This is a genomic window from Brevibacterium sp. FAM 27836, from assembly GCF_051351055.1.
GTDB lineage: Bacteria > Actinomycetota > Actinomycetes > Actinomycetales > Brevibacteriaceae > Brevibacterium.
In genome coordinates this window covers 815,533-842,316 of record NZ_CP195711.1, presented here as the reverse complement: position 1 = coordinate 842,316, position 26,784 = coordinate 815,533, and the positions used below count along the sequence as shown (strand labels likewise).

Genomic DNA, 26,784 nt, shown 5'->3' with positions numbered 1-26,784 from the left:
GCGGTCACAGAAGCCCTACGCGACAACCGTCGGCGGCGTGGGCCGACACTGGGGCGCGGCTGTGCCCTCAGCGTTTGCTGAGGAGTTCTGAGACGAGCGCCGCGGTGAGTTCGATGCGGCGGGGAATCCAGATCTGCAGGGCATGTTCGGTGCGAGCGTGGGAGCCTCCGCCGACGGTGCCGAGACCGTCGAGGGTCGGGGTTCCGACTCCGGCGGTGAAATTGCCATCCGATCCGCCGCCGACGGCAACGGAGCGCAGCGGAGGATGCCCGAGCTTGCCCGCCAGTCGTTGGGCACGTGCGTAGAGGCCCATCGCCATCTCCTCTTCGAGCGGGGCCCGATTGATCCCGCCCTTGAGTTCGATCTTCGCCCCCGCCACGGTGGGGGTGAGCGCGCGCAGGGCCTCATCGATGCGGACCTGTTCACTCGCCGAGGCGGCCCTTGAGTCGATGCCGACGACGGCTTTGGCCGGGACGGTGTTCGTCGTCGATCCGCTCGACATCACCGTCGGGACGACCGAGGTGCCGAGGGACGGTTTGTGCAGTTGGGCGATGTCGATGACCTGGTTGGCCACTTCGATGGTGGCGTTGATGCCCTTCTCGGGTTCGACACCGGCGTGAGAGGCCAGACCGGTGACCTCGAGCTGGTAGATCGCCACCCCTTTGCGGGCGATCTTCACCGCACCGTCGGCAGCGCCGCTTTCGAAGACGAGCGCGGCTTCGGCTCCGCGGGCTTCGTCCTCGATGATCGACCGGGAGCCGGGAGAACCGAGCTCTTCGTCGGCGGTGATGAGGAGGCTGACCCCGTCGAGGGTGCCGAGTTCGGCGCGGACCCGGGCCAGCGCGTAGATGGCGATGAGCAGCCCGCCCTTCATATCATCGGCACCGGGTCCGCGGACGACTCCGTCCTTGACCGAGTACGGGAAGTCCGAAAGCGTGCCGGTGGGCCAGACGGTGTCGTGGTGGCCGACGAGGACAACCTTGCGGGGTCCGGAGCCGAAGCGCCAGAGCACATGCGGGTGGGCGTCGGTCTCGATGATCTGCGGGGCGGCACCGAGCATTCCGGTGCCGATGCGGGAGACGAGCTGTGCGCTGCGGGCCAGGGACGAGGGGTCGTTGGAGAACGACTCGCATTCGATGAGGGCTTGGAAGTCACTCATGAAATCGTCGGAGTCGAACTCTGCCACAGGTGTCTCCCATTCCTCTTCCGTCTGCTGTTCCTACCAGGTTAACCGGTTCCGAGGTGAGGTCAGACGCAGGCGGTGGGACCCGGCGCGATCAGGAGGTTCGCCCGGTGTGCTGGAGAGGACCGCGAGAGCGGACCTTCGTTTTGACGCTCGGCAGGAGAGTTGGCTAAAGTTAGTCCGGTTGCCGCCTTAGCTCAGTCGGTAGAGCGATTCACTCGTAATGAATAGGTCACCAGTTCGATTCTGGTAGGCGGCTCGGCAACGCCCCTCCCACTCCAGTGCAGACACGGAGTGGGAGGGGCTTTCTGCGCTCGGATCCGTGATCGCGCGGGTACAGGTGCCCTTGGCAGTCGCCGGGTGCGGATGTGACACTGAGGGCATGGTGGATGCAGATATTCCGGCGGGCGCCTCGACCTCTCGAAGGACGTTCAAGGACGAGCTGTTCGGTCCACCTCGCCACAACAGCGCTGCGAAGTTCTCTGTTGTCGCTTTCGGTCTGGTGTTGGTAGCCAGTCTCGTCGCCCCGTCGCTGTCGTGGGCCGAGGCCATGCCCGGAACATCGCTGACCACGGCAGGACTGATGGTGCTGTGCGGCTTCGCGGAGCTCATCGATGCCCATCATCGTCGACTGGTCGTCGCTCTTCGATTCGCGGGCCTGAGCGCAGCGCTGCTCGGCCTCCTTCTGCAGCTGCTCTGATTTCGCCCCGCCGCCATCGCCTTCTCTTCGACGGTGTCACCCCACTGCCGTCTCTCCGCCGTCTGCATGTGTTGCCCGTCACCGGAAACCGGGGCACAATGGGACGTGCGAATGTTACTGAACGATCGATCAGATCTTGTGGTCGGTCTTCCATCCAGACTGTGAGGAACACATGAGCGAAGCGTTCATCTATGACGCGGTGCGAACCCCGCGCGGCAAGAACCGCGGCGGTTCTCTGCACAGCGTCAAACCCATCGATCTCGTGACCGGGCTCATCGACGCACTGCGCGAGCGCAACCCCGAACTCGACGACAAAGCCATCGACGATCTGGTCCTCGGCGTCGTTTCGCCAGTGGGCGAACAGGGCGGGGACATCGCCCGCACCGCGGCACTCGTGGCAGGACTCGACGAGTCCGTCGCCGGCGTCCAGGTCAACCGCTTCTGCGCCTCCGGGCTCGAAGCCGTCAATCTCGCCGCACAGAAGGTCGGCAGCGGCTTCGAGAACCTCGTCGTCGCCGGCGGGGTCGAATCGATGTCGCGCGTGCCTCTCGGCTCCGACGGCGGAGCCTGGGCCCAGGATCCGGCGACGAACTACGACACCTACTTCGTCCCGCAGGGCATCGGCGCCGACCTCATCGCCACCACCGAGGGCTTCAGCCGCACCGACGTCGACACCTTCGCCGCCGAATCCCAGGCCCGTGCCGCGAATGCCTGGAAGAACGGGTACTTCGAGAAGTCAATCGTCCCTGTCAAGGACATCAACGGCATCACGCTGCTCGATACCGATGAGCACATGCGCCCGGGATCAACAGTGGAATCGCTGTCCTCCCTCAACCCGGCATTCACCAAGGTCGCCGCCCAGGCGGGATTCGACGAGGTGGCGCTGCAGAAGTACCACTGGGTGGAGGCCATCGACCATGTCCACACCGCAGCGAACTCTTCGGGGATCGTCGACGGCGCCAGCCTCGTCATCGTCGGCGACGGTGAGGTCGGCAAGTCGATGGGTATGAAGCCGCGTGCGCGCGTCGTCGCCACCGCGGTCACCGGTTCTGAACCGACCATCATGCTCACCGGACCGACTCCTGCCACGCAGAAGGCCCTCGACAAGGCCGGACTGACCGTCGATGACATCGACCTGTTCGAGCTCAACGAGGCCTTCGCCGCCGTCGTGCTCAAATGGATGCGGGATCTCGACATCCCCCACGAGAAGGTGAACGTCAACGGCGGAGCCATCGCTATGGGCCACCCGCTCGGAGCCACCGGAGCCATGATTCTGGGCACCATTCTCGACGAACTCGAACGGCGCGACCTCAAGCGCGGACTCGTCACCCTGTGCATCGGTGGCGGTATGGGTATCGCGACGATCATCGAAAGGGTCTGACATGACGAACACCGAATACTCCCACACCACCGACTCCGACGGTATCGTCACGGTCGTCGTTGACGATCCGAACGCCAAGGTCAACACCATGAACGACCACTTCGCGGCCGCCCTCGAGGGCACCGTGAAGTGGCTCGAGGCCAACGTCGATGACATCACGGGCGTGATCATCACCTCGGCGAAGAAGACCTTCTTCGCGGGAGGCGATCTCAACAAACTGCGCGCGGCAGACCCGGAGAACTCCGCAGCCGAGGCCGCGCGGACCAACCATATGAAGTCACTCCTGCGTCGACTCGAGACCTTGGGCAAGCCCGTCGTGGCCGCCGTCAACGGCGCAGCCCTGGGCGGCGGGCTCGAGCTCGCACTCGCCACTCACCACCGGATCGCGGCGGAGGATGTCTCCAGCCTGCGCGTCGGGTTCCCCGAAGTCTCACTCGGACTGCTTCCCGGAGGCGGCGGCGTCGCCAGGACCGTTCGACTCATCGGTCTTCAGAATGCACTGCAGAAGGCGATTCTGCCCTCGACGAAGTTCAAAGCGGCAGATGCCCTTGAGCTGGGACTCATCGATGAATTGGCACCGGTCGGTGACCTCGTCGACCGCGCCAAAGACTGGATCAAGGCCAACCCCGAAGCGGCTCAGCCCTGGGACGTCAAGGGCTTCAAGATGCCCGGCGGATCGCCGACCTCGCCCTCGCTGGGTTCCATGCTTCCCGCTCTGCCCGCTCTCCTGCGCCGTCAGACCAAGGGAGCACCGATGCCTGCCCCGCGTGCTGCCATCGCCGCAGCGGTCGAAGGCGCTTATGTCGACATCGACACGGCTCTGGACGTCGAGACCCGCTACTTCGTCCACCTCACCCACACCCCGGTGGCGAAGAACATGATCAAGGCGTTCTTCTTCGACCTCGGCCACATCAACTCCGGCGGCTCGCGGCCTGACGGGTTCGAACCTCGTCCGGTGAAGAAGCTCGGTGTGATCGGTGCCGGAATGATGGGTGCTGCGATCGCCTACAGCGCCGCGAAGTCGGGCATCGAAGTCGTACTCAAGGACGTCGAGCTCGCCAATGCGGAGAAGGGCAAGGCCTACGCCGCCAAGCGTGAGGAATCCGCCCTGGCCAAGGGCAAGACCACCGAGGCGAAGTCCCAGGCCGTCCTCGACCGGATCACCCCGAGTGCCTCCGCCGAGGACTTCGCCGGCGTCGACTTCGTCATCGAAGCTGTCTTCGAGTCCGTCGACCTCAAGCAGAAGGTCTTCCAGGAGATCCAGGACATCGTCGAACCCGACGCGGTCCTCGGTTCGAACACCTCGACCCTGCCGATCACCGAACTGGCCAAGGGTGTGAACCGGGACAAGGACTTCATCGGAGTCCACTTCTTCTCACCTGCCGACAAGATGCCGCTGGTCGAGATCATCTGCGGAGAGAACACCTCCGACGAGGTCCTCGCCCGCACCTTCGACCTCGTGCAGCAGATCCGGAAGACACCGATCGTCGTCAATGACTCCCGCGGATTCTTCACTTCCCGCGTCATCGGCACGTTCATCGCCGAGGCGGTCGCCGCGGTCGGCGAAGGCGTGGAGCCGGCGACAGTCGAACAGGCAGCGCTGCAGGCCGGATATCCCACCGGTGCCCTGCAGCTGCTCGACGAGCTGACGCTGACGTTGTCGCAGAAGATCAATCAGGAGACCCGAGACGCGGTCGAGGCCGCAGGCGGCACCTGGGTCGCTCACCCCTCCGAGGCGGTCTTCAACTGGATGGTCGAGCAGGGACGCACCGGACGCAAGGACGGTGCCGGCTTCTACGACTACGACGAGGCTGGCAAACGCACCGCGCTGTGGCAGGGGACGCGTGAGAAGTACGACTCCGGGTCGAACGATCAGCCCTTCGCCGACCTGCAGGAGCGCATGCTCTTCGCCGAGGCGATCGAAACGATCAAGTGCCTCGACGAGGGAGTGCTGACCTCGGTGCCGGATGCGAACATCGGTTCCATCTTCGGCATCGGATTCCCCGCCTGGACCGGCGGCGTCCTCCAGTACGTCAACCAGTACGAGGGTGGCCTGGAAGGGTTCGTGGCGCGAGCGAAGGAACTGGCCGCGCAGTACGGCGAGCACTTCACCCCGCCGGCCTCGCTGGTCGAGCGGGCGAAGACCGGGGAGACCTACGAGTAAGTCGCGTATCGACTGAGGACATCCCGCCGAGGCGGGGCGGTCCACAGGAATAGCCCGATGGCCTTCCGGTGTTGTCCAGTCACACTGAACATCCAGTGTCACTGACATCAACCGGAAGGCCATTGCTATGCGAGCCGCCGTCTACGACGCCTACACCGAGAACTTCGACGACATCACGGTCCGCGAGATGCCCGAGCCCAAACTCCCACCCGCCTCGGTGCTCATCGAGGTCAGGGCCGCGGGCGTCAACCCGGTCGACTGGAAGCTGGTCGGCGGCCACCTCGACCCGGTCATGCCCACGCAGTTCCCCGTCACTCCGGGCTGGGACGTAGCCGGTGTCGTCGTCGGACTCGGCTTCGACACCCCGGAATTCTCCATCGGAGACGAGGTCGTCGCCTATGCGCGCAAGGACGTGCTGGGCACGGGGACCTTCGCCGAGAAGGTGGCGGTCCCGGTGCGGGCTGTCGCAGCCAAGCCGAAGAGTCTGAGCTGGGAGCAGGCGGGCGGACTGCCGCTGGCCGGCGGCACGGCTCTGCGCACCCTCGAATCCCTCGGCACAATCGAGGGCCGCACCGTGCTCATCCATGGGGCCTCCGGGGGAGTGGGCAGCTTCGCGGTGCAGATCGCACGAGCAGCAGGCGCCCGCGTCATCGGCACAGCATCGGAGGCCAACCACGATTATCTTCGCGGCCTCGGTGCCGAGCCCGTGACCTACGGGGACGGAATGGTCGAACGCGTGCTCGACGCCGCCGGAGGGAAGGTCGACGGGGTCGCTGACTTCGTCGGGGAAGTCCTCGACGAGACCCTGGCTGTGCTCGCTGACGGCGGCAGCCACGCTTCGGTGGCCGATCCCAGCGTCGCCGAACACGGCGGACGGTACATCTGGGTGCGCCCCGACGGAGCCGAGACCGCACGACTGGGCCTCCTCGCCGATGAAGGGAAGCTCTCTGTCGAAGTCGCCAAGACCTACGGCCTCGACGAGGTGGCGCAGGCGTTTAAGGACAGTGCGACCGGGCATGTCCGCGGAAAGCTCGTCATCGTGCCCTGAGCCGTTCTTCGAGCCGCTTCCTCAGCTGTCGGCTCAGCCGACGGTCAATGCCGCGGCCGCGGCGGCACGCAGTTCGACCCCGACCACCTCGGCGCTGGAGCGTCGAGCCTGGTGCGGGGTCGAATTCATCATCCCGAACACCGCATGAACGCGTACCGTCGCCGCCTCGAGTGACCATCCGGGGTGGGCGGCAGTGACGACCTCGGCCCACCGGCTGACATAGGCGCGCTGCAGGCGCCGGACGGTCCGCCGCGAACTCTCCGGCAGGGCCGCAAGGTCGCGGTCCTGAATGAGAATGAGCTCGGGCTCGCTCATCGCGAAGTCGACGTGGAAGTCGATGAGGCGGCGCAGAGTCGCCTCCGCAGGCGTCGCAGCGGGGGAGGCCCCCTCGGTGCCGGTGCCCGACTCGGCGACGATCGCCTCCGCGCCGGACTGCAGGTACTCGGAGATGCCGACGAGCAGTTCCTCGAGCACTGCTTCCTTCGACGAGAAGTGACGGTAGACGGCCGGTGCCGAGATCCCGGCCCCTTTGCCCAGGTCATCAAGGCGCACCCCGTGGAATCCGTGCCTGGCGTAGAGCGTCTTCGCCACTGCGAGCAGCTGCTCGCGCCGCGCCGCCTTCGCCGCCGCTCGTGCCGTCGGCTTGGCCGTGTCGTCGTCGGGCATGCCCGTTCTCCTTCCTCGTCGCTGCTGCGCTGCCGAGCACCGTGATCCGGGCGTTGTCCCGACCGTGCATTGTCACTTTCGCTCGTGAGCAGTATCATAGCAGTCAGTTAATAATCGTTAACTGAAACGAGGATGGAATGAGAGCAGTGGGAACTGCGATCAGTCCGGCAATGGGGCAGGCCAATTCCGACGCCCACGCCGAGCTCATCGCTGAACTCCGGGAGCGCATCGCGGCCACCGCCCGCGGCGGCTCCGAGAAGTCCAGGCAACGCCACATCGACCGCGGCAAACTGCTGCCCCGGGATCGCGTCGAAGCACTGCTCGACCCCGGCACCCCGTTTCTCGAGCTCTCCTCGCTGGCCGCGAACGGCATGTACGACGACGCCAGCCCGGGAGCCGGAATCATCACCGGAATCGGCCGGGTCGCCGGACGCGAATGCGTCATCGTCGCCAATGACGCCACCGTCAAGGGCGGCACCTATTATCCGGTCACGGTGAAGAAGCACCTGCGCGCCCAGGAGATCGCGAAGGAGAACAGCCTCCCGTGCATCTACCTCGTGGACTCCGGAGGGGCCAACCTGCCCAACCAGGATGACGTGTTCCCCGACCGTGAACACTTCGGGCGCATCTTCTTCAACCAGGCCACGCTCTCTGCCGCGGGCATTCCGCAGCTGGCCGCCGTCATGGGCTCCTGCACCGCCGGCGGTGCCTACGTCCCGGCCATGGCCGACGAATCGATCATCGTCTCCGAGCAGGGCACGATCTTCCTCGGCGGCCCGCCCCTGGTCAAGGCCGCCACCGGTGAGGAAGTCACCGCCGAAGAGCTCGGCGGCGGTGCGCTGCACTCCCGGGTCTCCGGCGTCACCGACCACCTGGCGGCCAACGACTCTCACGCCCTGGAGATCATGCGCGACATCGTCTCCACGCTCGGGCCGAAGGGCGCGCCGAACTGGGACGTCGTCGAACCGCGACTGCCCGCGCACGCGCCGGAGGAACTGACATCCGTCGTCCCTGTGGACTCGCGCACCCCCTATGACGTCCACGAAGTCATCGCCCGCCTCGTCGACGGGTCCGAGTTCCACGAGTTCAAGGCCGAATACGGCACGAGCCTCGTCACCGGATTCGCCCACCTCGACGGACACCCGGTGGGCATCGTGGCCAACAACGGCATCCTCTTCGGCGAATCCGCGCAGAAGGGTGCCCACTTCATCGAACTCTGCGACCAGCGCAGCGTGCCGCTGGTGTTCCTGCAGAACATCTCCGGCTTCATGGTCGGCCGCGACTACGAAGCCGGCGGCATCGCCAAACACGGAGCGAAGATGGTCAACGCCGTCGCCACCGCCCGGGTGCCGAAATTCACCGTCGTCATCGGCGGCTCCTTCGGTGCCGGCAACTACTCGATGTGCGGCCGCGCCTACTCCCCGCGCTTCCTGTGGATGTGGCCCAATGCCCGCATCTCCGTGATGGGCGGCGAACAGGCCGCCAGCGTGCTCTCCACGGTCAAGCGCGACCAGCTCGAAGGCCGCGGAGAGACGTGGAGTGCCGAGGACGAAGACTCATTCAAACAGCCCATCCGCGACCAGTACGAAGCCCAAGGCAATCCGTACTACTCGACGGCACGCCTGTGGGACGACGGCATCATCGAACCCGGCGACACCCGACAGGTGCTGGCACTGGCCCTCGAACTCGCCCGCTTCGGACCGATGGAACGCCCGCTCAATGCCAGCGGCTACGGCGTCTTCAGAATGTGAGCCCCTCCATGTTCAATACAGTACTCATCGCCAATCGCGGAGAGATCGCCCTGCGCGTCATCCGCACCTGCCGCCGGCTGGGCATCCGCACCGTCGCCGTCTACTCCGACGCCGATGCCCAGGCCGCGCACGTCAAGGCCGCCGACCTCTCCGTGCACCTCGGTCCGGCCGCCGCTGCCGAGTCGTACCTGCGCATCGACAAGGTCATCGCCGCCGCAGAGGCGACCGGTGCGCAAGCCATCCACCCCGGCTACGGATTCCTGTCGGAGAACGCCGAGTTCTCCGCCGCCTGCGAGAAAGCCGGAATCGTCTTCCTCGGACCCGGGGCAGATGCCATCCGGACCATGGGCGACAAGATCACCGCGAAGCAGGCCGTGTCCTCCCGCGGAGTACCCCTCGTGCCCGGCACGAAGGACGCCGCCATGAGCGACGAGTCGCTCATCGCCGCATCCGCCGACATCGGCTTCCCCGTGCTCATCAAACCCTCCGCCGGTGGTGGAGGCAAAGGCATGCACGCGGTGTTCGACGCGGACAAGCTGCCCGAGGCGCTCAAGACTGCCCGCCGCGAGGCCGCGAGCTCCTTCGGCGACGACACCCTGTTCCTCGAACGTCTCGTCGCCACCCCGCGCCACATCGAAGTCCAGATCATGGCCGATGCGCACGGCAACGTCATCCATCTCGGCGAACGTGAATGTTCGCTGCAGCGCCGCCACCAGAAGGTCATCGAGGAGGCTCCATCGGCGCTGCTCGACGAAGCCACCCGAGCCCGGATCGGCCAGGCGGCCTGTGAGACCGCGAAGTCCGTGGGCTACGTCGGGGCCGGAACCGTCGAGTTCATCGTCGGCGCCGACCGCCCCGACGAGTTCTTCTTCATGGAGATGAACACCCGTCTCCAGGTCGAGCACCCGGTCACCGAGGAGGTCACCGGGATCGATCTCGTCGAACTCCAGCTGCGCATCGGCGCCGGTGAAGAGCTGCCTCTGGTCCAAGACGACATCACGATGACCGGGCATTCGATCGAGGCTCGCATCTACGCCGAAGACCCCTCGCGCGGCTTCCTGCCCACCGGCGGGCGCGCCCTCGACGTCGTCTTCCCCGAAGGCGAAGGCATTCGCGTCGATGCCGGTCTCGAAGCCGGGCAGACCATCGCCTCGGACTACGATCCGATGATCGCCAAGCTCATCGTCCACGCACCCGACCGGGCAGCCGCGCTCGCTCGCCTCGACGCCGCGCTCGCCGCCTCGGCGGTGCCCGGCATCGTGACGAACATCGACTTCCTGCGCACGCTCATCACCATCGACGCATTGATCTCGGGTGATCTCGACACCTCACTCATCGACAACCTCGACGAGAGCCAGCTGGCCCACGTGCCGAGCGAGATCGACAGACAGGTCGCCGCCGCGGCAGTCATCGAGACTCTAGGCCGCGCAGGGACCGCGATCACCGGTGCGGTCACGGCCCGGGATCTGGCAGGCGCAGCAGTCGGCGGAACCGCCTCGGCGTGGGGGAGACCGGCGGCCTTCCGGACGTCTCGTCCCGAATTCCGCCCCACCGTGCGTCTCGACTTCGCCGAGGCCGGCGAGATGACTGTCGACGACGGCGACGAGGTCGAATACGGCCCGGCACCGGCCGCCGCCATGGCACCCGGGGTCGAGGTGAGTGCACGGGCAGGCTCCGTGACCATCGACGACACGGGGCTGTGGCATCTGAGCATCGACGGCATCCAGTACACCGCCCGCATCTTCTCTGATGCCGGCAGCCGCAGCATCTGGGTCAGCAGCGACCGCGGCGTCCATGCCTTCAGCCGTCCGCGGGCCGATACCTCGCTGACGCCCGGACTCGACGGTGCGGAAGTGCTCGCCCCGATGCCCGGATCCGTCGTCGACATCAAAGTCGCCACCGGCGACCACGTCGAACAGGGCGACCCGATCGTCGTCGTCGAAGCGATGAAGATGGAGCACGTGCTCACCGCGCCCGCCGCCGGCATCGTCACCGTCACCGCCGTCGCAGGCATCCAGGTCGGACTCGACGAGGTGCTCGCCACCGTCGTCGACGAATCCGCCGCCGAGGGATCCGCGGCGACACCGTCCACCGACACCACATCAGAGAACTGAACCGATAACCACGCCGCAAGCGGGGAGGAAACCATGGAAACCTTTGTTCCGGGCATGTTGCCCGAAGAATACGAAGACCTGCGCCAGGGTGTTGCGAAATTCACCGACGAAGAGGTCGCACCCGTCTCAGCCGAACTCGATGCCAAACACGAGTTCCCCTACGCACTCGTTGCGAAGATGGGGCAGATGGGCCTGTTCGGTCTGCCCTTCGACGAGGAATACGGCGGCATGGGCGGAGACTACTTCGCCCTGTGCCTGGCCATCGAGGAGATCGCCCGAGTCAACCAGTCTCTGGCCATCACCCTTGAGGCCGGCGTCTCGCTCGGTGCGATGCCGATCTACCGCTTCGGCACCGAGGAGCAGAAGAAGGAGTGGCTGCCCAAGCTCACCGACGCCTCCGGACTGGCCGCCTTCGGTCTGACCGAGCCCGAGGCCGGATCCGATGCCGGGGGCACGAAGACGAAGGCCACGCTGGAGAACGGCACGTGGACGATCAACGGCAGCAAGTGCTTCATCACGAACTCCGGCACCGACATCACCCGGCTGGTCACCGCCACGGCAGTGACCGGGACCCGAACCTCGAAGTCAGGCCGTGAGGTCCCCGAGATCTCGACGATCATGGTCCCCACCGGGACACCGGGCTTCACCGCCGAACCGGCCTATGACAAGGTCGGCTGGAACTCTTCGGACACGCACCCCCTGACCTTCGACGATGTGCAGGTGCCCGAAGCCAACCTGCTCGGCGAACGCGGACGCGGATATGCGAACTTCCTGCGCATCCTCGACGAGGGCCGCATCGCCGTGGGCGCACTGTCCGTCGGTGCTGCTCAGGGCTGCGTGGACGAATCCGTGAAGTACGCGAAGGAACGCCAGGCCTTCGGCAAGCCGATCGCCGACTTCCAGGGCATCTCCTTCAAGATCGCCCGCATGGAAGCCCGCGTCGTCGCCGCCCGCTCGGCCTACTACCTCGCAGCCTCCCGGATGCTCGCCGGACTGCCGTTCAAGAAGGAAGCGGCCATCGCGAAGATGATCGCCGGTGAGGCCGCCATGGACAACGCCCGCGACGCCACCCAGATCCACGGCGGCTACGGGTTCATGAACGAATACCTCGTCGCCCGCCACTACCGCGACTCGAAGATCCTCGAAATCGGCGAAGGCACGACCGAGGTCCAGCTCATGCTCATCGCCCGCGAACTCGGAATCTGAACCGGTTCGGTCCCTGAACCGGTTCGCGCCGGTCGCGTTCGCGCTCAAGCGCTCCTTCGGGGACCGACCCGCACCCCGCCCGCCGAGGCGGTCGTGCACATCCGTACGGACGTGGACGACCGCCTCGGCGGGCGATTCGATCGGGGTGATCGATTCGGCCGAGCCGGGCAGGCGATAGTCTGGGGCGACAGGACATCGAGGTGACCGGGCGACCGATTGTGGAGGTGAACGCGGATGGACCTCAGCGTGGTGGCTACGGTGGCGACGACGACCTGGATCGTCATCGAATACATCGTCAAGATCATCGCAATCGGCGTCGTGCCGGAGAACCGGCGACCGTCGTCCTCCTCGGCGTGGCTGCTGCTCATCCTGTTCGTGCCGATCGTCGGCATCCCCGCGTTCATCATGCTGGGCAGCCCCTCCATCAACCGCCGGAGGGCGGAGATCCAGGCCGAAGCGAACGAACTCATGCACGAAGGCGCCGACGACCTGCCCGATGTGCCGCCCTCGCTGGTCGCCGCCCCGGAATTCGTCTCCATCGCCCAGCTGGGGCGGGCACTGACCGCGCTTCCGATGGTCACCGGTGACAGCCACGGGGTGATCTCGGACTACGAGGAATCCATCGCCCGGATGTCGCAGCTCGTCGACGAAGCGCGCGACTACGTCCACGTCGAGATCTACATCATGGCCTGGGACTCGACGACCGACGTGTTCTTCCGCGCACTCGAACGAGCCTCGGCACGTGGGGTCGAAGTGCGCGTCCTCTTCGATCACATCGGGTCTCGGAAATACCCGGGATTCCACCGGCTGGGCAAGCGACTGACCGCCGCCGGCATCGAATGGCATCTCATGCTGCCGTTCATCCCGTGGCGGGGCAAGGCCCGGCGGATCGACCTGCGCAACCACCGCAAACTCCTCGTCGTCGACGGGGCGAAGGCGATGATGGGTTCGCAGAACATGATCGACTCGACGTACCTGAATAAGAAGAACGTGCGCATCGGTCGTCATTGGCACGACACCATGGTCGAACTCTCCGGCCCCATCGTCGCCGGGATCGAGGCTGTGTTCTCCACCGACTGGTACAGCGAATCAGGAGAGGCGCTGGGGGTCCGACCCTACGCTCGCGACGGCAACGAACCCGAAGTGGGCGGGGCGACGAGCGCGATGCAGCTCATTCCCTCGGGGCCCGGCTTCACCACCGAACCGAACCTCAAAGTCTTCACCTCGATGATGTACCTCGCGCAGAAGCGCCTGGCCATCGTCAGTCCCTACTTCGTGCCCGACGAATCGCTGCTCGCCGCGGTCGGCACAGCGGCTCGGCGCGGCGTCGAGGTCGAACTCTATGTCAGCGAGCAGGCCGACCAGTACATGGTCGACCGTGCTCAGTCCTCGTACTACCGGTCGCTGCTCGAAGCGGGAGTGCGGATCTTCATGTTCCCGAAACCGGCGGTGCTGCACACGAAGTGCTTCGTCGTCGACGACACCTATGCGGTGATGGGCTCATCGAACATGGATATGCGCTCCTTCGGCCTCAACTACGAGATCAGCCTGCTCACGACCGGTGGTGACCTCGTCGACGACATCGTCGAGGTCGTCGCCGGCTACCAGGAGGTCAGCCGAGAGCTGACACTCGAGGAGTGGGAGAAGCGGCCGTTGAGACGCCGCTACATGGAGTCGGCGATGCGTCTGACCTCCGCCCTGCAGTGAGCCTCCGCGATGTAGTGATCCTGCACCCTGCTGTTAGCCTCCGCGATGTAGTGATCCTGCACCCTGCTGTTAGCCTCCGCAATGTAGTGAGCGCGGCACCGTAGCCGGTGCTGAAACTGGCGCGCCGGCACGTCCTGGCGCGGACTTGTGGTCACTATCGGACACTTTCGCCGAAACATAGGTCACTATCGGATACGTTTCGCGCTTGAAAGTATCCGATAGTGACCTATGTTTTTGGGGGCATCGCGTCCTGGGCCAGCGAACCAGCGGGGCCAGCGAGTCTCAGGCGGAGCCGGTGACGTCCGGGCCGAGCTCGCTGCGCGCCTCCAGTGGGACGTCGAGGAGCTCGTGGACTCCGTCGACGATCTCGTTGGGGCGGAACGGGAAGGCGCGGACATCCTCGACGGTGGAGATTCCCGACAGTACGAGCACGGTGTGCATGCCGGCTTCCATGCCGGCGATGATGTCGGTGTCCATGCGGTCTCCGATCATTGCAGTGCTCATCGAATGCGCGCCGATCTTGTTCAGGGCTGAACGGAACATCATCGGATTCGGCTTGCCCACCACGTAGGGATCGCGGTTCGTCGCCTTCGTGATGAGAGCGGCGATGGCGCCGGTGGCCGGAAGGACACCCTCGGGGCTGGGGCCGGTGGCGTCCGGGTTCGTGACGATGAAGCGGGAACCGGCATCGATGAGGCGGATCGCCTTCGTGATCGCTTCGAACGAGTACGAATGCGTTTCGCCGACGACGACGAAGTCCGGGTCGTGTTCGGTCATGACGAACCCAGCTTCGTGGATAGCCGTCGTCAGCCCCGCCTCGCCGACGACATAGGCGGTGCCGTGATCGACCTGATTGGACAGGAAGTCCGCGGTGGCCATGGCCGAGGTCCAGATGTTCGCCTCGGGGACGTCGAGTCCGTTCGAACGCAGCCGGGCCGAGAGGTCTCGGGCGGTGTAGATCGAATTGTTCGTCAGCACCAGGTAGGGGATGTCAGCCTGCCGCCATTGGGCGAGCAGTTCAGCGGCCCCGGGCAGGGGGTTGTTCTCTTTGACCAGGACGCCGTCCATATCGGTCAGCCAGCATTCGATCGAATCGCGATCCATGTCTCTCCTCGAACTCAGGGGTGGGCCGAAACGGCACACTCCCAGCCTAGTCGGAATCGATGCCCCTGCCGGAAACGAATGCCGGGACGGATCCGGTCGGCCGAGACGGGGGGCGATCACGTGAACACTGACCGTGCAGAACCCTTGACACCTGCATTGAGGACTGTATTGTAGGCGGTACTTAATTAAGTAGGTGCTTCAATGACTTTGGATCTCGTTTTCGGGGCTCTGGCCGACCCCACGCGCAGAGCGATCATCGATCGACTCCGTGATGGGGATTTGAGTTCGGGAGAGCTGGCGGATCCGCTGCCGATCAGCCGGTCCGCAGTCTCCCAGCACCTCAAGGTGCTCGAGAGTGCCGGCCTGATCACGAGGTCGAAGAGCGCCCAGAGACGAATCGTGTCGCTGAACGTCGATAGGCTGTCCGCTGCAACCGGCTGGCTGCAGGCCGCTCACGACGAATGGCAGCAGCGATTCGACAATCTCGACCAGGTTCTGGCCGCCGACCAGCAGGCTGAGACGTCCTGAACCCGTGCAGTCCTATACGGAAGATGATCGACTCAAGGAGGAGCATCATGAACACGAATGACACCACCGCCGACACGAACCCGACCGAGACCGAGGAGCCCGGCTTCACCATCGTCCGCGATTTCTCCGCACCCCGCGCACAGGTCTGGCGGGCCTGGACCACCCCGGACGTCATGGCCCGCTGGTTCCACCCGGAGACCCTCGTCACCCCACGCGACTCGGTGAGCGTCGACCTCCGCGAAGGCGGCCTCTACGCGTACACGATGGTCATCGAGGAGACCGGTCAGGAGTTCCCGGTCGCCGGCAGATATCTGCGCGTCGAGCAGCCCCGGCGGTTGGACTTCACCTGGGGTAGTCCCGAGGAGATCGACGCATCGCCGCGGGTGAGCATCGAATTCGACGAGATCGACGAGGCCACCACCCGCATGACATTCTCCGTGACCGGCATCCCGAACGATTCCGGTTCCGAAGCGAGCGCCTACGACGGATGGAACTCTGCATTCAGAGTCCTCGATGCAGAGCTCGGCTCCTGAGCCGAGACCGGAAACAGCCTGCCTCGGCCCGCCGGGAATGAGGCAGCAGCGCTCATCCGCCCAACAGTCCGCAGCGTCCGCACGAAACATCACAACGACCGTGGATCGCCTCAGACATCGTCGAGGTGGTCCACGGCCGCCAGTGTGCGCAGAGTGCGGTTGCCGAACACGTCATCCTCGACCAGCTCGGTGATGCACCCCGGTGAGGCCGCGAAGGCTGCCCGTCCCATCGCCTCGAGCGGCAGCTGCAGCCAGCGGCCGACGACGAAGGTGTGCGAGAACCCATGAGTGACCACCACCTGGTGGTCACGCGGGCGCGTCAGAATCCGGTCCATCGCCGCATAGACGCGGGCACCCGCCTCACGCCGGGTCTCCGCGCCTTCGATGCCTTCGAAATGATCGAGGCGCAGATCGTGGCCGCAGGGCCCGGCCGGCACGGGAGGGAAGACAACCGTCGACATGGTGCTCGGACTCCGGGTGGGTGGCGACGTAGAGCGTGCGCACAATGGCCATGATGGGTGTGAGCCTACCGAAACCCGGCCCTGACTCGCAGCGGGCCGGAGACAGACGATAAGCTCAAATCACGACGAGTGAGGAGTGACACATGAGCGAGAAGGTCATCGAACAACGAGGTCTGTGGCTGGACGAGATGGAAGTCGGAGCGACCTACAAGCATGCGCCGGGGCGCACCATCACCGAGGCGGACAACACCTGGTTCACCGCCGTGACCATGAATACGCAGGCCCTCCACCTCGACGCGGCCTTCGCCGAGACCGAGCCCTTCGGCCAGCGCCTCGTCAATTCGATGTTCACCCTGGCCACCCTCATCGGCCTGTCCGTGACCCAGCTGACCCAGGGCACGATCGTCGGCAACCTCGGCTTCTCCGAGGTCAGCTTCCCGGCACCCCTGTTCCACGGTGACACGCTCTACGCGGAGACGACGATCCTCGACAAGCGCAACTCGAAGTCCCGTCCCGGGCAGGGCATCGTCACCCTCGAACACCGCGGCTACAACCAGGACGGCACCCTTGTGGCCAAAGCCGTGCGTCAGACCATGATGTTCGACTCGAGCCACGCGAAGGACGCGGGACACGCGACCGCAGACGACCAGACCGAATCAGGAAAGTGAGCACTCCCATGGCCCTCGAGTTCAAACCCGCCTGGCTCTTCTGCCCCGGCGACCGCCCCGACCGGTACACGAAGGCCGCCGAACGCTCCGACATCGTCATCCTCGACCTCGAAGATGCGGTCAACGACGGGGACAAAGCCGCTGCACGTGAGGCGATCATCGACTTCCCGCTCGACCCCACGCGTACGGTCGTGCGCATCAATGCCAGGGATTCGGACCACCTCGGCGAGGATCTCAAGATGCTCGCGCAGACCGAGTACACGGCCGTGATGCTGCCGAAGTCCGAACGGGGCACCGACCTGACGATCCTCGCCGACTACCAGGTCATCGCGCTCATCGAAACCGCGCTCGGGGCCGTCAACGTCGCCGAGATCGCTGCGGCCCCGAACACCTTCGCGCTCATGTGGGGCTCTGAGGACCTCATCGCCGATCTCGGCGGAGGATCCTCGCGCACCGCCGACGGCGCCTACCGTGACGTGGCCAAGCACGTGCGCAGCCAGACCCTGCTGGCTGCGCGTGCTCACGGCAAGTACGCCCTCGACTCGATCTGGGCCGACATCCCCAACCTCGAGGGGCTGGCGGACGAGGCCGAGGACGCCGTGCAGTCCGGGTTCTCCGGCAAGGTCTCCATCCACCCCAACCACGTGCCCGTCGTCCGGGACGCCTTCCGTCCCAGCGAGGAACAGCTGACCTGGGCGAAGTCCGTCCTCGAACTCGCCACCACGGAGAAGGGCGCGTTCGCGTTCGAAGGCAAGATGATCGACGCTCCGCTGCTCAAGCACGCCGAACTCATCGTCGCCCGCGCGGACTGATCCACGGAGGGACACGGAAGATGCACGAAGCCGATGCGATCATCGCCGACCAGATCCGCACCGTCCTCGCCGCCGCCGAGGCAGGCGGCGGGATCGCGGACATCGTCGAGGCCGGCGACCCGGCGCTGCGCGCTGAAACCCGTCCCTTCGACGGACAGGTCGACGACGCGGAGCTGGCCAAGCTCGCCGAGGTGATGCGGGCGACCATGCTCTCAGCCCCCGGCGTCGGCCTCGCCGCCCCGCAGGTGGGCATCGGCCTGTCGATGTTCGTCGCCGAGGATCCGGGAGCTCGGGACCCGGAGGTCGCCGCGGCACGCCAGCGCGAGCCGATGCCCCTGCGCGTGGTCCTCAACGCCGAGTACGAGCGGGCCACCGGTGAGGACGTCGCCTTCTACGAAGGCTGCCTGTCGATCCCCGGATACCAAGCCGTCGTCGCTCGCCCGCGTGAGGTCGAACTGCGCGGCACCGCTGTGGACGGCGAGCCCATCGCCGAGGTGGTGACCGGCTGGTCCGCCCGCATCGTCGCCCACGAGACCGACCACCTGTCCGGAATCCTGTTCCTCGACAAGGCCGAAATGCGGTCGTTGGCGACGAACGACTCTGTGGCGAAATTCTGGAATCAGCCCTCGACGCAGAAGGCCGCCGCCGAACTCGGCTTCGCCCTGCCCAGCGGCATGGTGATGTGAGGACGGTTCCCACCAATAACACAGGTGAACATGCTGGGATGAGGGCATGCGTCTTCCCGACATCCCCCAGCGTCATCACCGAATCGTCCGCACTGCCGCCACGCTGGCGGCAGCGTCCCTCGCGCTGGTCCGCAGGCGTGACGTCTCGGCCGAGAACCAGCGGTGCCTGCGGTTGGGCACCGCATTGGCAACCGGCGGTCTGACTTGGCTCACCGGAACCACCGCGTTCCTCGGCAAGGTCGGCGGATCGAGCGGCATCGATGAATTCCTCGAATCCTTCACAGGCCGGGGCACCGGGCCGGTGAGCTACTCCTATGAAGTCGACGCAGAGGGCCGCACCGGAGGGCGTGAGGGCGGTGTCGACCCCGAAGCGTGGTGGGATGAGCGCGCGGACCTGAAGTCACCGAGATTTCTCAATGCAGCCACCGCAGTGGCGGCCGGGGCAGCCGGCTGGGCATTGTGGCCTTTGACAGAGAACATCGCCGCGGCCGTCGACAAGCGGCTGCCGAAGGGCGTGGGCCGTGGGCTCAACGCCGTGGCCAGCGGCGGGCTCGTGGCACTGACCGGTGCGGTCATCGACACGGTCGGATCCTGGGCCGACGACGGCGAGGAGACGAACTGGGCCCCGGTCGAAATCGAGCTGCCCGCTCATATCCGCGAATCGGTCGAGCTCCTGCTGTCCCAGCCGCACCCGAATTCCCCTTCCACCGCCGAGGCGGTCCGCAAGCAGTTCGACTCCGCGCAGTTCTTCGTGTGGGTGACTTACCCGGACTCTCTCCATTCGGGGGACGAGCCGGTCCGCCTCGACTCCCAGCAGCTTGCGCAGGTGCTTGAAGGAGAAGACATCGTCTCGATCGAAGTTCGTCCCCGCACGGTGAGTCCTTCAATCGTGCCGGCCATGCAGACCTACCCGATCACCGGTCTCACCTGTGTCGCCGACCATGCCGATGACAGTGCGGACCGGGCAGCCGGTGGTGAGGCGAAGGGCAGCATGGAACTCAGCATCGAAATCGTCGACGGGCGCCTGAACCGATTGGACCTGGGCGAACCGATTGCGGACACCGACGCAGACATGCTCACCGCCGCGGCCCTGCGCGACTCCGTGCCGGGCACTCTCCACCCCGAGGAGACCGGCGACGAGGACGAAGCCGCCTACTGGTCGAGTCTCGAGATCACGGACGAGGTCTTCGACGAACAGGTGCACACGCTGGAGTCCTGGCCGCGACCGGAGGAACTGAGCATCCGCGTCGACGGGCAATGAGCCGGAGGGCCCCGTCATTTTCGAGAAGACGGCCATTTTCGAGCAGACGGCCGGCCCCGACGATGACCCGATCGAGAGTCGAAGGCAGGCGGAGTCTGCCGGGAATAACTCGCGTGTGTCATCGTTATACGAGTTATGAGCGATCTTCGTACCCTCACCCTCGGCGCCGGCTGCTTCTGGTGCCTCGACGCCGTCTACCAACGGACCACCGGCGTGAGAGAAGTGATCTCCGGATACACGGGCGGTCATACCGACGATCCCCGCTACCGTGAGGTCTGCAGCGGCACCACCGGTCACGCCGAAGCACTCCAGGTGACCTTCGACGCCGATATCGTTCCCGAAGAGGTCATCCTCGGGCTCTTCTTCACCGGACACGACCCGACGAGCCTCAACCGGCAGGGCTACGACGTCGGCACCCAATACCGTTCGGCGATGTTCTATCGAGATGAGGCCGAGAAGCAGCATTTCGCGCAGGCCATCGAATCCGCGCAGGCGCTCTTCGACGACCCGATTGTCACGACCCTCGAACCGCTCGGTACGTTCTACCCCGCCGAGGCGGTCCACCAGGACTTCTACACCGCGAACTCCGACAACGGCTACTGCCGTGTCATCATCGATCCGAAGCTCCACCGAGCCCGCACCGCCTTCGCCGAATGGGTGAGCTGATGGGCGGGCACAAGAAGGGCAAACACAAAGACAAGAAGCACAAGAAGTCCAAAGGCTCCACCGGCAAGGACACGGACCGTGCCTACGATGACGGTGCCTGTCAGGTGACGAAGGAACGCGTCCGCGCGCATTTCCTCGACGGCAACACCGGACCGTGGGCGAAGAACCTCGCCGCCGAGGAGGCGAAGAACGCCCAGCCCGCCGGGGCGGCCGCTGCTGCCGGGAACGGCAGCAGCGAATCCGGGCTGCCGACCCGGCGCGGGCCTGACTACTCCGTGCCGTCATCGATCGACCTCGTCGCCGACCCCGTCCTCCACGCCCTGTCGACGCGTCGTTCCATCTCCAAGGTCGATCCGGAGACCCCGAACGACGCCGACCTGCTCGAACTCATCCGCTCGATCTCCTCGGTCGCCGACCACAAGGGACTGCGCCCCTGGCGATTCCTCATCATCCGCGGAGACGACCGGCACCGCCTCGGTGAAGCCCTCGACGAAGCCGGGGGAGTCAGACGCAAACCCGGCGAGGTCAACCAGAAGCCCCTGCGGGCCGAGCTGCTGCTCGCGCTCGTGGCCTCACCGACGAAGCATGAGAAGGTTCCCGAATGGGAGCAGCACGCCACCGCCGCCGGAGCCGGTCATCTGCTCGAACTCGCCCTGTGGCAGGCCGGCTGGGGAGTGATGTGGCGCTCGGGCACCCTGGCCAACAGCGAACCGGTCCGCCGGCTCCACCGGCTCAAGGATTCCGAACTGCTCATGGGGTGGTTCTACATCGGTGCCGTTCCCGAACGGTACCGACAGCGCCTGGCCACGAGCACCCGACCGCTGCCGTCGCCCGAACAGTTCCTCGATACCCTGTGACAGGCCACGACGACCGGGACCACAGCGCCGTATCACCGGGAGCCGACACCGACTCAACGGCCCCCGCCCTCGAGGACGAGGCACGCCGGCTGCCCAAGGAGATCTACGTCCTCGTGGCCGCGGCATTCATCGTGGCACTCGGCTATGGCATCATCGCCCCGGTGCTGCCGCAGTTCGCAGCGAGCTTCGACTTCGGCGTCACCGCCGCTACGATCGTCGTCTCCTCCTTCGCATTCTTCCGGTTCGTCTTCTCACCGTCGTCGGGCCGCCTCGTCGACGCCTTCGGCGAACGCCGGATCTACATCACCGGACTCCTCATCGTCGCTGCCTCCACCGCGGCCGTGGCCTTTGCGCAGAACTACTGGCAGCTGCTGGTCTTCCGCGGCCTCGGCGGCATCGGGTCGACGATGTTCAGTGTCTCCGCGATGGCGCTCATCGTCCGTCTCGCACCGATCGATGCGCGCGCGAAAGCCTCATCGACCTACGCCACCGCTTTCCTCGTCGGCAACATCGCCGGCCCCGTCCTCGGCGGGGCCATGGCCGGTTGGGGCATGCGCGTGCCGTTCATCATCTACGCCGTCGGTCTGCTGCTGGCCGCGATCGTCGTGCGCGTCTTCCTCGCCTCGACCGCGGCGTTCGGATCCTCGACGAAATCCGGGCGTGCCCGCCTGGAGGCGACGAAGAATGAGAAGCAGCAGGAAGTCATGACCTTCCGCCAGGCGTGGAGCGACTCGGCCTACCGTTCGGCTCTCATCTCTGCCTTCGTCCAAGGCTGGTCGGCGATGGGCATCCGCGTGGCCATCTACCCGCTGTTCGCGATCCAAGCCCTCAAGGCCGACACTGCCGTAGCCGGACTGGCCCTGACCATGTTCGCCATCGGCAACGCCTCAGCTGTGACCGTCGTCGGACGCTTCGCCGACACGCTCGGCCGCAAACCCTTCATCCAATGGGGACTCTTCGTCCTCGGCGTGACCACTGCGGCGTTGGCGTTCACCGACGCGATCTGGGTCTTCTTCGTCTTCTCCGTCATCGCCGGAGTCGGCTCCGGACTGGCCAACCCCGCCCAGCAGGCGACCGTGGCCGATGTCATCGGCCGCGAACGCAAGGGCGGTCGAGTGCTCGCGCGGTACCAGATGGCTCTCGACGGCGGTGCGATCATCGGGCCCATCATCGCCGGTGCGATCGTCGACCGCTTCGACTACTCGTGGGCGTTCCTGCTCACCGGCCTCCTCGGCGTCATCGCTGCGGGGCTGTGGTTCTTCGGTCGTGAGACTCGTCCGCGGCAGGTGCGGGAGACGAAGAAAGAGTCCTGAGGAGTCAGGTTTTCCTCATGTGCCGCCCAGCGGACATTCACTAGGATGGTGGAGTCGACGTGCTGCGTCGTCGCCCTGCCTACGACCAGAAAGTCCCCTCTGTGAGTTTCCTGACCCGGCTGAGCTTGAAGAACCGGGCGCTCATCGCGCTCATCTCCGTCGTTGCCGTGATCTTCGGCGTCATCGGAGCCGGTGCGCTCAAGCAAGAGCTCTTCCCATCCCTCGACAATCCCCAGGCGACGGTCACCGCCTCCTATGAAGGCGCCACCCCCGAGGCCGTCGAATCCGAAGTCACCGACCCGTTGGAAGGTGCGCTGACCGCCCTGCCCGAGGTCGAAGACATGACTTCGACCTCTTCTGCCGGCAGTGCGCAGATCACGGTGAGCACGAAGTACGGCGACGACTCCGACGATGTCGTCAGAGCCCTGCAGCGCGCCGTGTCCCAGGTGCAGCCGAGCCTGCCCGACGGGGTCGAACCCAATGTCATGATGATGGGCACCGACGATATCCCGGTGCTCGCCCTGTCGGTGACCTCCGACGCCGATGAGGACCATCTGGCGGCGAACCTCGAAGACATCGTCGAACCGGAACTGAAGAAGATCGACGGAGTCTCCCAGGTCCAGATCGCCGGTGCGAAGACCAAACAGGTCGAGATCAGCATCCGTCGTGACGATCTCGAGGATGAAGGGGCGAACCTCGACGAGGTGGCCGGAATCCTCCAGTCCAACGGTGTGCCCACCTCGGCGGGTGAACTCAAGGGCGCCGACGGTGCGGCTCCTGTCGAGGTCGGCACCCGGATCCGGTCGATCGATGCGATCAAGGATCTCGTCATCTCCGGCAAGGACGGCCCGATCAAGGTCTCCGACGTCGCGGATGTCGAACTCGTCGACGAACCGGTCGAGTCGATCTCCCGGACCAACGGCCAGCCTTCGCTGTCGGTGTCGGTGATGAAGGAGTCCGACGCGAACACCGTCGATGTCTCGCACGCGGTGGCCGACAAACTGCCCGAGCTCGAGAAGATGATGGGCGAGAACACGAAGTTCGTCTCCGCCTTCGACCAGGCACCCTTCATCGAACAGTCCATCGACGACCTGCTCAACGAGGGCGGACTCGGCCTGATCTTCGCCGTCCTCGTCATCCTCGTCTTCCTGCTCTCGGTGCGGGCGACGATCATCACCGCGATCTCGATCCCGCTGTCGCTGCTCATCGCGCTCGTCGGCCTGTGGATGGGCGGGGAGACTCTGAATATGCTCACCCTCGGCGCGCTGACGATCTCCGTCGGCCGCGTCGTCGATGACTCCATCGTCGTCATCGAAGCGATCAGACGACGGCACGCCTCCGGCGGTGACAAGTTCTCGAACATCCTCGCTGCAGTCTCCGAAGTCGCCGGCGCGATCACCGCCTCGACTCTGACGACGGTCGCCGTGTTCCTGCCGCTGGCGTTCGTCACCGGGCAGACCGGTGAGATGTTCCGTCCCTTCGCGCTGACCGCCACGATCGCTCTCCTGTCGTCGCTGTTCGTCGCTTTGACGATCGTTCCGGTGCTTGCCTATTGGTTCCTGCGCCAACGCGAGTCGAAGGTCAAGCTCACCCGGGCGGAGAAGGCGGAGATCCGCCGCAGCCGCAAGTCGATGCTCGCGCAGTGGCGGACGGAGAAGAAGGCCGCGAAGAAGGCGGAGAAGAACCGCGACATGGTCGCTGCCGGCGCCGACGCCGAAGACACCGCAGCCGTCGACGAGGCCGCAGGGGCACGCGCCGGTGGACCTGTCGGTGTGAGCGCCGACGGCCCGCGCTACGGCGAATCCGAGGACGGCACACAGGAAGTCGACGAGCTCGCCGGAATGCATTCGCCGGTGACACGTCTGCAGAAGACCTACATGCCGGCCATCGCCTTCTCGACGAAGCACCCGCTGGTGATGATCCTCATCGCCGTGCTCGTGCTCGCCGGCACCGGTGCGATGATCCCGCAGCTGAAGACCGAACTGTTCGGCGACACCGGTCAGGACTCCCTGCAGGTCTCGCAGGCCTTCGATCCGGGCACCGACCTCGACGAAGCGTCGAAACAGGCGGAGAAGGTCGAAGACGTCCTCGCCGACAACTCTGATGTCGACAACTACCAGCTGTCGCTGGGCGGGACGACATTCGGGTTCACCGATGACTCCTCGCTGACGGGCACCTATATCGTCAACACGAAATCCGGTGTCTCTGCGGAGTCGATCTCCACCGACCTGCAGAAGGACTTCGACGGTCTCAAGGACGTCGGTGAGGTCGAGGTGCTCAGCCAGAGTTCGACACCCGGGGCGCAGACGATCGACATCACGCTCTCGGCCACGGACCCCAAGGAGCTCGAGGCCGCGACGAAGAAGGTCACTGACCAGCTCGAGGGAGTCTCCAGCGCGCAGTCGGTGACCAGCGACATCGAGTCGGTTCAGCCCGTCATCGAGGTCAAAGTCGATCATAAGAAGGCCGCAGAAGAGAACCTCACCGAGGCGGCCATCGGACAGTATGTGCAGCGTGCCATGCACGGTCAGCAGGTGGGCGAGGTCGTCATCGACGATGTCTCCCACTCGGTGCTGCTCTTCGACCGCAATGCCGATACGGTGAAGAAGCTGCGCGATCTGAAGATCCCCGGCAAGCCGAAGGAAGCGGCCCCCGCTCCCGGCGGGGCAGGGGCAGCCGGCGGTGCAGACGATGCCGGCGCAGCCGGTGATGCTGGAGCGGCCGGAGGCGCCGGAGACGCCGGAGCGGCTGGAGGTGCCGGAGACGCTGGTGCTGCCGGAGACGCTGGCGGTGCGGGCGGTGCCGGTGCGGCCGGCGGCGACCCGAACGCGGGTGCTCCCGCGGTGACCGGGGAACCGCGGTTCATCAAGCTCGACGATGTTGCGGAAGTCAAGGAGGTCAAGACCGCTCCAACGATCCGTCACACGGATGCGCAGCGTTCGACGACCGTGTCTGTGACCCCGGAGGGTGATGACCTCGGTGCCGTGTCGACAGAGGTGCAGTCCGCTCTCGACGATGTCGACCTGCCCGAATCGGTCAGCGTCGACACCGGCGGTGCGACTCAGGAGCAGAACGACGCGTTCGCTCAGCTGGGCCTGGCGATGCTCGCTGCGATCCTCATCGTCTTCGTCATCATGGTCGCCACGTTCAAGTCGCTGCTGCAGCCGCTGATCCTCCTCGTCTCGATCCCGTTCGCGGCCACCGGTTCGGTTGCGCTTTCGCTCATCACCGACACCCCACTGGGGCTGACATCGATGATCGGTCTGCTCATGCTCATCGGCATCGTGGTCACGAACGCGATCGTGCTCATCGACCTCATCAACCACTTCCGTCTGCGTGGAGTGGATCTGCGCACGGCGGTCGTCCACGGTGCGAGGCTGCGTTTCCGTCCGATCCTCATGACCGCAGCCGCGACGATCTTCGCGCTGCTGCCCATGGCACTGGGTCTGACCGGTGGGGGAGTGTTCATCTCGAAGCCGTTGGCGATCGTCGTCATCGGCGGCCTGGTCAGCTCGACGCTGCTCACGCTCATCCTCGTGCCCGTGCTCTACCTCCTGCTCGAGGGAGTCAAGGAACGGCGTGCGGAGAAGCGGTACGTGAAGAACATGGCCCGCGGCGAGGTCCTCGACTCGGCCGAGGCACGTGCGGAAGCGCCCGATCGGGATTCGACTCGGCTGGAGGACGAGCCGCGGCCGACCGATTCCGGTGCAGCCGCCTCGGTGACGGATGAACCCACACCGGCAGCAGACGAAGGCGGAGCCGGAGCAGCAGAGTCCGACTCGGACGAACCCGGCACCGGTGAGCCCGGCTCGGACCAACCCGGCACCGGTGAGCCCGGCTCGGATGAACCCAGAACGGGCCGTCCCGAGGCAGCCGGACGCGGCAGCGCGGATTCGGACTTCACACTGCGCAGCCACAACCCGCGCCACGACGACGGAGGCAGCGAACCCAAGCACTGAGCCGACCCGGCTACAG

22 protein-coding genes and 1 tRNA gene are annotated in these 26,784 nt (G+C 65.7%); 19 read left to right on the top strand and 4 right to left on the bottom strand.

The genetic code is table 11. The features are described from left to right. Positions 1–67 precede the first annotated feature (67 nt). Positions 68–1,186 (bottom strand): M20/M25/M40 family metallo-hydrolase, encoded by a 1,119-nt coding sequence (locus tag ACSE4D_RS03975; protein ID WP_205683264.1) that lies wholly within the window; start codon positions 1,184–1,186, stop codon positions 68–70. 183 nt (positions 1,187–1,369) lie between these two features. On the opposite strand from ACSE4D_RS03975, the gene ACSE4D_RS03970 reads away from it, so the two are divergent. The 5 genes from ACSE4D_RS03970 to ACSE4D_RS03950 all read left to right on the top strand — a co-directional run bounded on the left by ACSE4D_RS03970 (position 1,370) and on the right by ACSE4D_RS03950 (position 6,476). After that, positions 1,370–1,442: transfer RNA gene (locus tag ACSE4D_RS03970), tRNA-Thr, on the top strand. 123 nt (positions 1,443–1,565) lie between these two features. Then, complete coding sequence (locus ACSE4D_RS03965) at positions 1,566–1,883, top strand: hypothetical protein (protein ID WP_135537269.1); 318 nt, start codon at positions 1,566–1,568, stop codon at positions 1,881–1,883. A gap of 172 nt (positions 1,884–2,055) precedes the next feature. After that, a complete protein-coding gene (locus ACSE4D_RS03960; RefSeq protein WP_135537268.1) occupies positions 2,056–3,264 on the top strand; it encodes an acetyl-CoA C-acetyltransferase in 1,209 nt (402 codons plus the stop codon). A 1-nt stretch (position 3,265) separates the two neighbouring features. Next, positions 3,266–5,428, top strand: coding sequence for a 3-hydroxyacyl-CoA dehydrogenase NAD-binding domain-containing protein (locus tag ACSE4D_RS03955; protein ID WP_135537267.1), 2,163 nt, complete (start codon positions 3,266–3,268; stop codon positions 5,426–5,428). A gap of 127 nt (positions 5,429–5,555) precedes the next feature. Further along, positions 5,556–6,476: an NADP-dependent oxidoreductase gene (locus tag ACSE4D_RS03950; RefSeq protein WP_425120586.1), complete on the top strand. Its 921-nt coding sequence runs from the start codon at positions 5,556–5,558 to the stop codon at positions 6,474–6,476. 33 nt (positions 6,477–6,509) lie between these two features. Here the strand turns inward: ACSE4D_RS03950 and ACSE4D_RS03945 are convergent, their stop codons facing one another. Further along, the gene (locus tag ACSE4D_RS03945; RefSeq protein WP_135537265.1) at positions 6,510–7,142 is read right to left on the bottom strand and encodes a TetR/AcrR family transcriptional regulator; all 633 of its coding nucleotides are present in this window, start codon (positions 7,140–7,142) and stop codon (positions 6,510–6,512) included. Positions 7,143–7,279: 137 nt separating this feature from the next. Between ACSE4D_RS03945 and ACSE4D_RS03940 the strand changes: the two genes are divergently transcribed. From ACSE4D_RS03940 to cls, 4 genes are all read left to right on the top strand, one after another. Next, positions 7,280–8,893 carry a carboxyl transferase domain-containing protein gene (locus ACSE4D_RS03940; protein ID WP_135537264.1) on the top strand — a complete coding sequence of 538 codons (1,614 nt, stop codon included), beginning with the start codon at positions 7,280–7,282 and terminating at the stop codon, positions 8,891–8,893. 8 nt (positions 8,894–8,901) lie between these two features. Next, positions 8,902–11,007 (top strand): acetyl-CoA carboxylase biotin carboxylase subunit, encoded by a 2,106-nt coding sequence (locus ACSE4D_RS03935; protein ID WP_436326677.1) that lies wholly within the window; start codon positions 8,902–8,904, stop codon positions 11,005–11,007. A 33-nt stretch (positions 11,008–11,040) separates the two neighbouring features. After that, positions 11,041–12,213: an acyl-CoA dehydrogenase family protein gene (locus tag ACSE4D_RS03930; RefSeq protein WP_135537262.1), complete on the top strand. Its 1,173-nt coding sequence runs from the start codon at positions 11,041–11,043 to the stop codon at positions 12,211–12,213. Positions 12,214–12,447: 234 nt separating this feature from the next. Continuing rightward, on the top strand, positions 12,448–13,920 hold the full coding sequence (cls, locus tag ACSE4D_RS03925; protein ID WP_135537261.1) for a cardiolipin synthase: 1,473 nt from the start codon (positions 12,448–12,450) through the stop codon (positions 13,918–13,920). Positions 13,921–14,202: 282 nt separating this feature from the next. Here the strand turns inward: cls and ACSE4D_RS03920 are convergent, their stop codons facing one another. Further along, positions 14,203–15,024, bottom strand: a complete 822-nt coding sequence (locus ACSE4D_RS03920) for an HAD-IIA family hydrolase (protein WP_135537260.1) — start codon at positions 15,022–15,024, stop codon at positions 14,203–14,205. A gap of 201 nt (positions 15,025–15,225) precedes the next feature. Here ACSE4D_RS03920 and ACSE4D_RS03915 point away from each other — a divergent pair, with 201 nt between their 5' ends. Continuing rightward, the gene (locus ACSE4D_RS03915; protein WP_135537259.1) at positions 15,226–15,552 is read left to right on the top strand and encodes an ArsR/SmtB family transcription factor; all 327 of its coding nucleotides are present in this window, start codon (positions 15,226–15,228) and stop codon (positions 15,550–15,552) included. Positions 15,553–15,599: 47 nt separating this feature from the next. Continuing rightward, positions 15,600–16,085, top strand: a complete 486-nt coding sequence (locus ACSE4D_RS03910) for an SRPBCC family protein (protein WP_135537258.1) — start codon at positions 15,600–15,602, stop codon at positions 16,083–16,085. A 110-nt stretch (positions 16,086–16,195) separates the two neighbouring features. Here the strand turns inward: ACSE4D_RS03910 and ACSE4D_RS03905 are convergent, their stop codons facing one another. Further along, on the bottom strand, positions 16,196–16,546 hold the full coding sequence (locus ACSE4D_RS03905) for a histidine phosphatase family protein (protein ID WP_135537257.1): 351 nt from the start codon (positions 16,544–16,546) through the stop codon (positions 16,196–16,198). A gap of 143 nt (positions 16,547–16,689) precedes the next feature. On the opposite strand from ACSE4D_RS03905, the gene ACSE4D_RS03900 reads away from it, so the two are divergent. From ACSE4D_RS03900 to ACSE4D_RS03865, 8 genes are all read left to right on the top strand, one after another. Then, complete coding sequence (locus ACSE4D_RS03900) at positions 16,690–17,214, top strand: MaoC family dehydratase (protein ID WP_135537256.1); 525 nt, start codon at positions 16,690–16,692, stop codon at positions 17,212–17,214. An 8-nt stretch (positions 17,215–17,222) separates the two neighbouring features. Beyond that, positions 17,223–18,026, top strand: a complete 804-nt coding sequence (locus ACSE4D_RS03895; RefSeq protein WP_135537494.1) for an HpcH/HpaI aldolase/citrate lyase family protein — start codon at positions 17,223–17,225, stop codon at positions 18,024–18,026. Between the two features lie 20 nt (positions 18,027–18,046). Beyond that, entirely contained in the window at positions 18,047–18,712 is a 666-nt protein-coding gene (locus ACSE4D_RS03890) for a peptide deformylase (protein ID WP_135537255.1), read from the top strand. Between the two features lie 46 nt (positions 18,713–18,758). Then, positions 18,759–19,973, top strand: coding sequence for a hypothetical protein (locus tag ACSE4D_RS03885; RefSeq protein ID WP_135537254.1), 1,215 nt, complete (start codon positions 18,759–18,761; stop codon positions 19,971–19,973). Between the two features lie 135 nt (positions 19,974–20,108). Beyond that, a complete protein-coding gene (gene msrA / locus ACSE4D_RS03880) occupies positions 20,109–20,639 on the top strand; it encodes a peptide-methionine (S)-S-oxide reductase MsrA (protein WP_135537253.1) in 531 nt (176 codons plus the stop codon). Continuing rightward, positions 20,627–21,496, top strand: a complete 870-nt coding sequence (locus tag ACSE4D_RS03875; RefSeq protein WP_240689524.1) for a nitroreductase family protein — start codon at positions 20,627–20,629, stop codon at positions 21,494–21,496. The genes msrA and ACSE4D_RS03875 overlap by 13 nt, the downstream gene beginning before the upstream one ends. An 89-nt stretch (positions 21,497–21,585) precedes the next feature. Continuing rightward, entirely contained in the window at positions 21,586–22,809 is a 1,224-nt protein-coding gene (locus ACSE4D_RS03870; RefSeq protein WP_135537492.1) for an MFS transporter, read from the top strand. A gap of 101 nt (positions 22,810–22,910) precedes the next feature. Next, positions 22,911–26,768 (top strand): efflux RND transporter permease subunit, encoded by a 3,858-nt coding sequence (locus ACSE4D_RS03865; protein WP_436326676.1) that lies wholly within the window; start codon positions 22,911–22,913, stop codon positions 26,766–26,768. Positions 26,769–26,784: the final 16 nt, after the last annotated feature.

Coding starts and splice junctions, on each gene's coding strand:
- ACSE4D_RS03905 (WP_135537257.1), bottom strand. CDS start 16,546: ATGTCGACGGTTGTCTTCCCTCCCGTGCCGGCCGGGCCCTGCGGCCAC.
- ACSE4D_RS03900 (WP_135537256.1), top strand. CDS start 16,690: ATGAGCGAGAAGGTCATCGAACAACGAGGTCTGTGGCTGGACGAGATG.
- ACSE4D_RS03955 (WP_135537267.1), top strand. CDS start 3,266: ATGACGAACACCGAATACTCCCACACCACCGACTCCGACGGTATCGTC.
- ACSE4D_RS03915 (WP_135537259.1), top strand. CDS start 15,226: ATGACTTTGGATCTCGTTTTCGGGGCTCTGGCCGACCCCACGCGCAGA.
- ACSE4D_RS03895 (WP_135537494.1), top strand. CDS start 17,223: ATGGCCCTCGAGTTCAAACCCGCCTGGCTCTTCTGCCCCGGCGACCGC.
- ACSE4D_RS03930 (WP_135537262.1), top strand. CDS start 11,041: ATGGAAACCTTTGTTCCGGGCATGTTGCCCGAAGAATACGAAGACCTG.
- ACSE4D_RS03875 (WP_240689524.1), top strand. CDS start 20,627: ATGGGTGAGCTGATGGGCGGGCACAAGAAGGGCAAACACAAAGACAAG.
- ACSE4D_RS03945 (WP_135537265.1), bottom strand. CDS start 7,142: ATGCCCGACGACGACACGGCCAAGCCGACGGCACGAGCGGCGGCGAAG.
- ACSE4D_RS03935 (WP_436326677.1), top strand. CDS start 8,902: ATGTTCAATACAGTACTCATCGCCAATCGCGGAGAGATCGCCCTGCGC.
- ACSE4D_RS03950 (WP_425120586.1), top strand. CDS start 5,556: ATGCGAGCCGCCGTCTACGACGCCTACACCGAGAACTTCGACGACATC.
- ACSE4D_RS03890 (WP_135537255.1), top strand. CDS start 18,047: ATGCACGAAGCCGATGCGATCATCGCCGACCAGATCCGCACCGTCCTC.
- ACSE4D_RS03960 (WP_135537268.1), top strand. CDS start 2,056: ATGAGCGAAGCGTTCATCTATGACGCGGTGCGAACCCCGCGCGGCAAG.
- ACSE4D_RS03920 (WP_135537260.1), bottom strand. CDS start 15,024: ATGGATCGCGATTCGATCGAATGCTGGCTGACCGATATGGACGGCGTC.
- ACSE4D_RS03885 (WP_135537254.1), top strand. CDS start 18,759: ATGCGTCTTCCCGACATCCCCCAGCGTCATCACCGAATCGTCCGCACT.
- ACSE4D_RS03940 (WP_135537264.1), top strand. CDS start 7,280: ATGAGAGCAGTGGGAACTGCGATCAGTCCGGCAATGGGGCAGGCCAAT.
- ACSE4D_RS03965 (WP_135537269.1), top strand. CDS start 1,566: ATGGTGGATGCAGATATTCCGGCGGGCGCCTCGACCTCTCGAAGGACG.
- cls (WP_135537261.1), top strand. CDS start 12,448: ATGGACCTCAGCGTGGTGGCTACGGTGGCGACGACGACCTGGATCGTC.
- msrA (WP_135537253.1), top strand. CDS start 20,109: ATGAGCGATCTTCGTACCCTCACCCTCGGCGCCGGCTGCTTCTGGTGC.
- ACSE4D_RS03910 (WP_135537258.1), top strand. CDS start 15,600: ATGAACACGAATGACACCACCGCCGACACGAACCCGACCGAGACCGAG.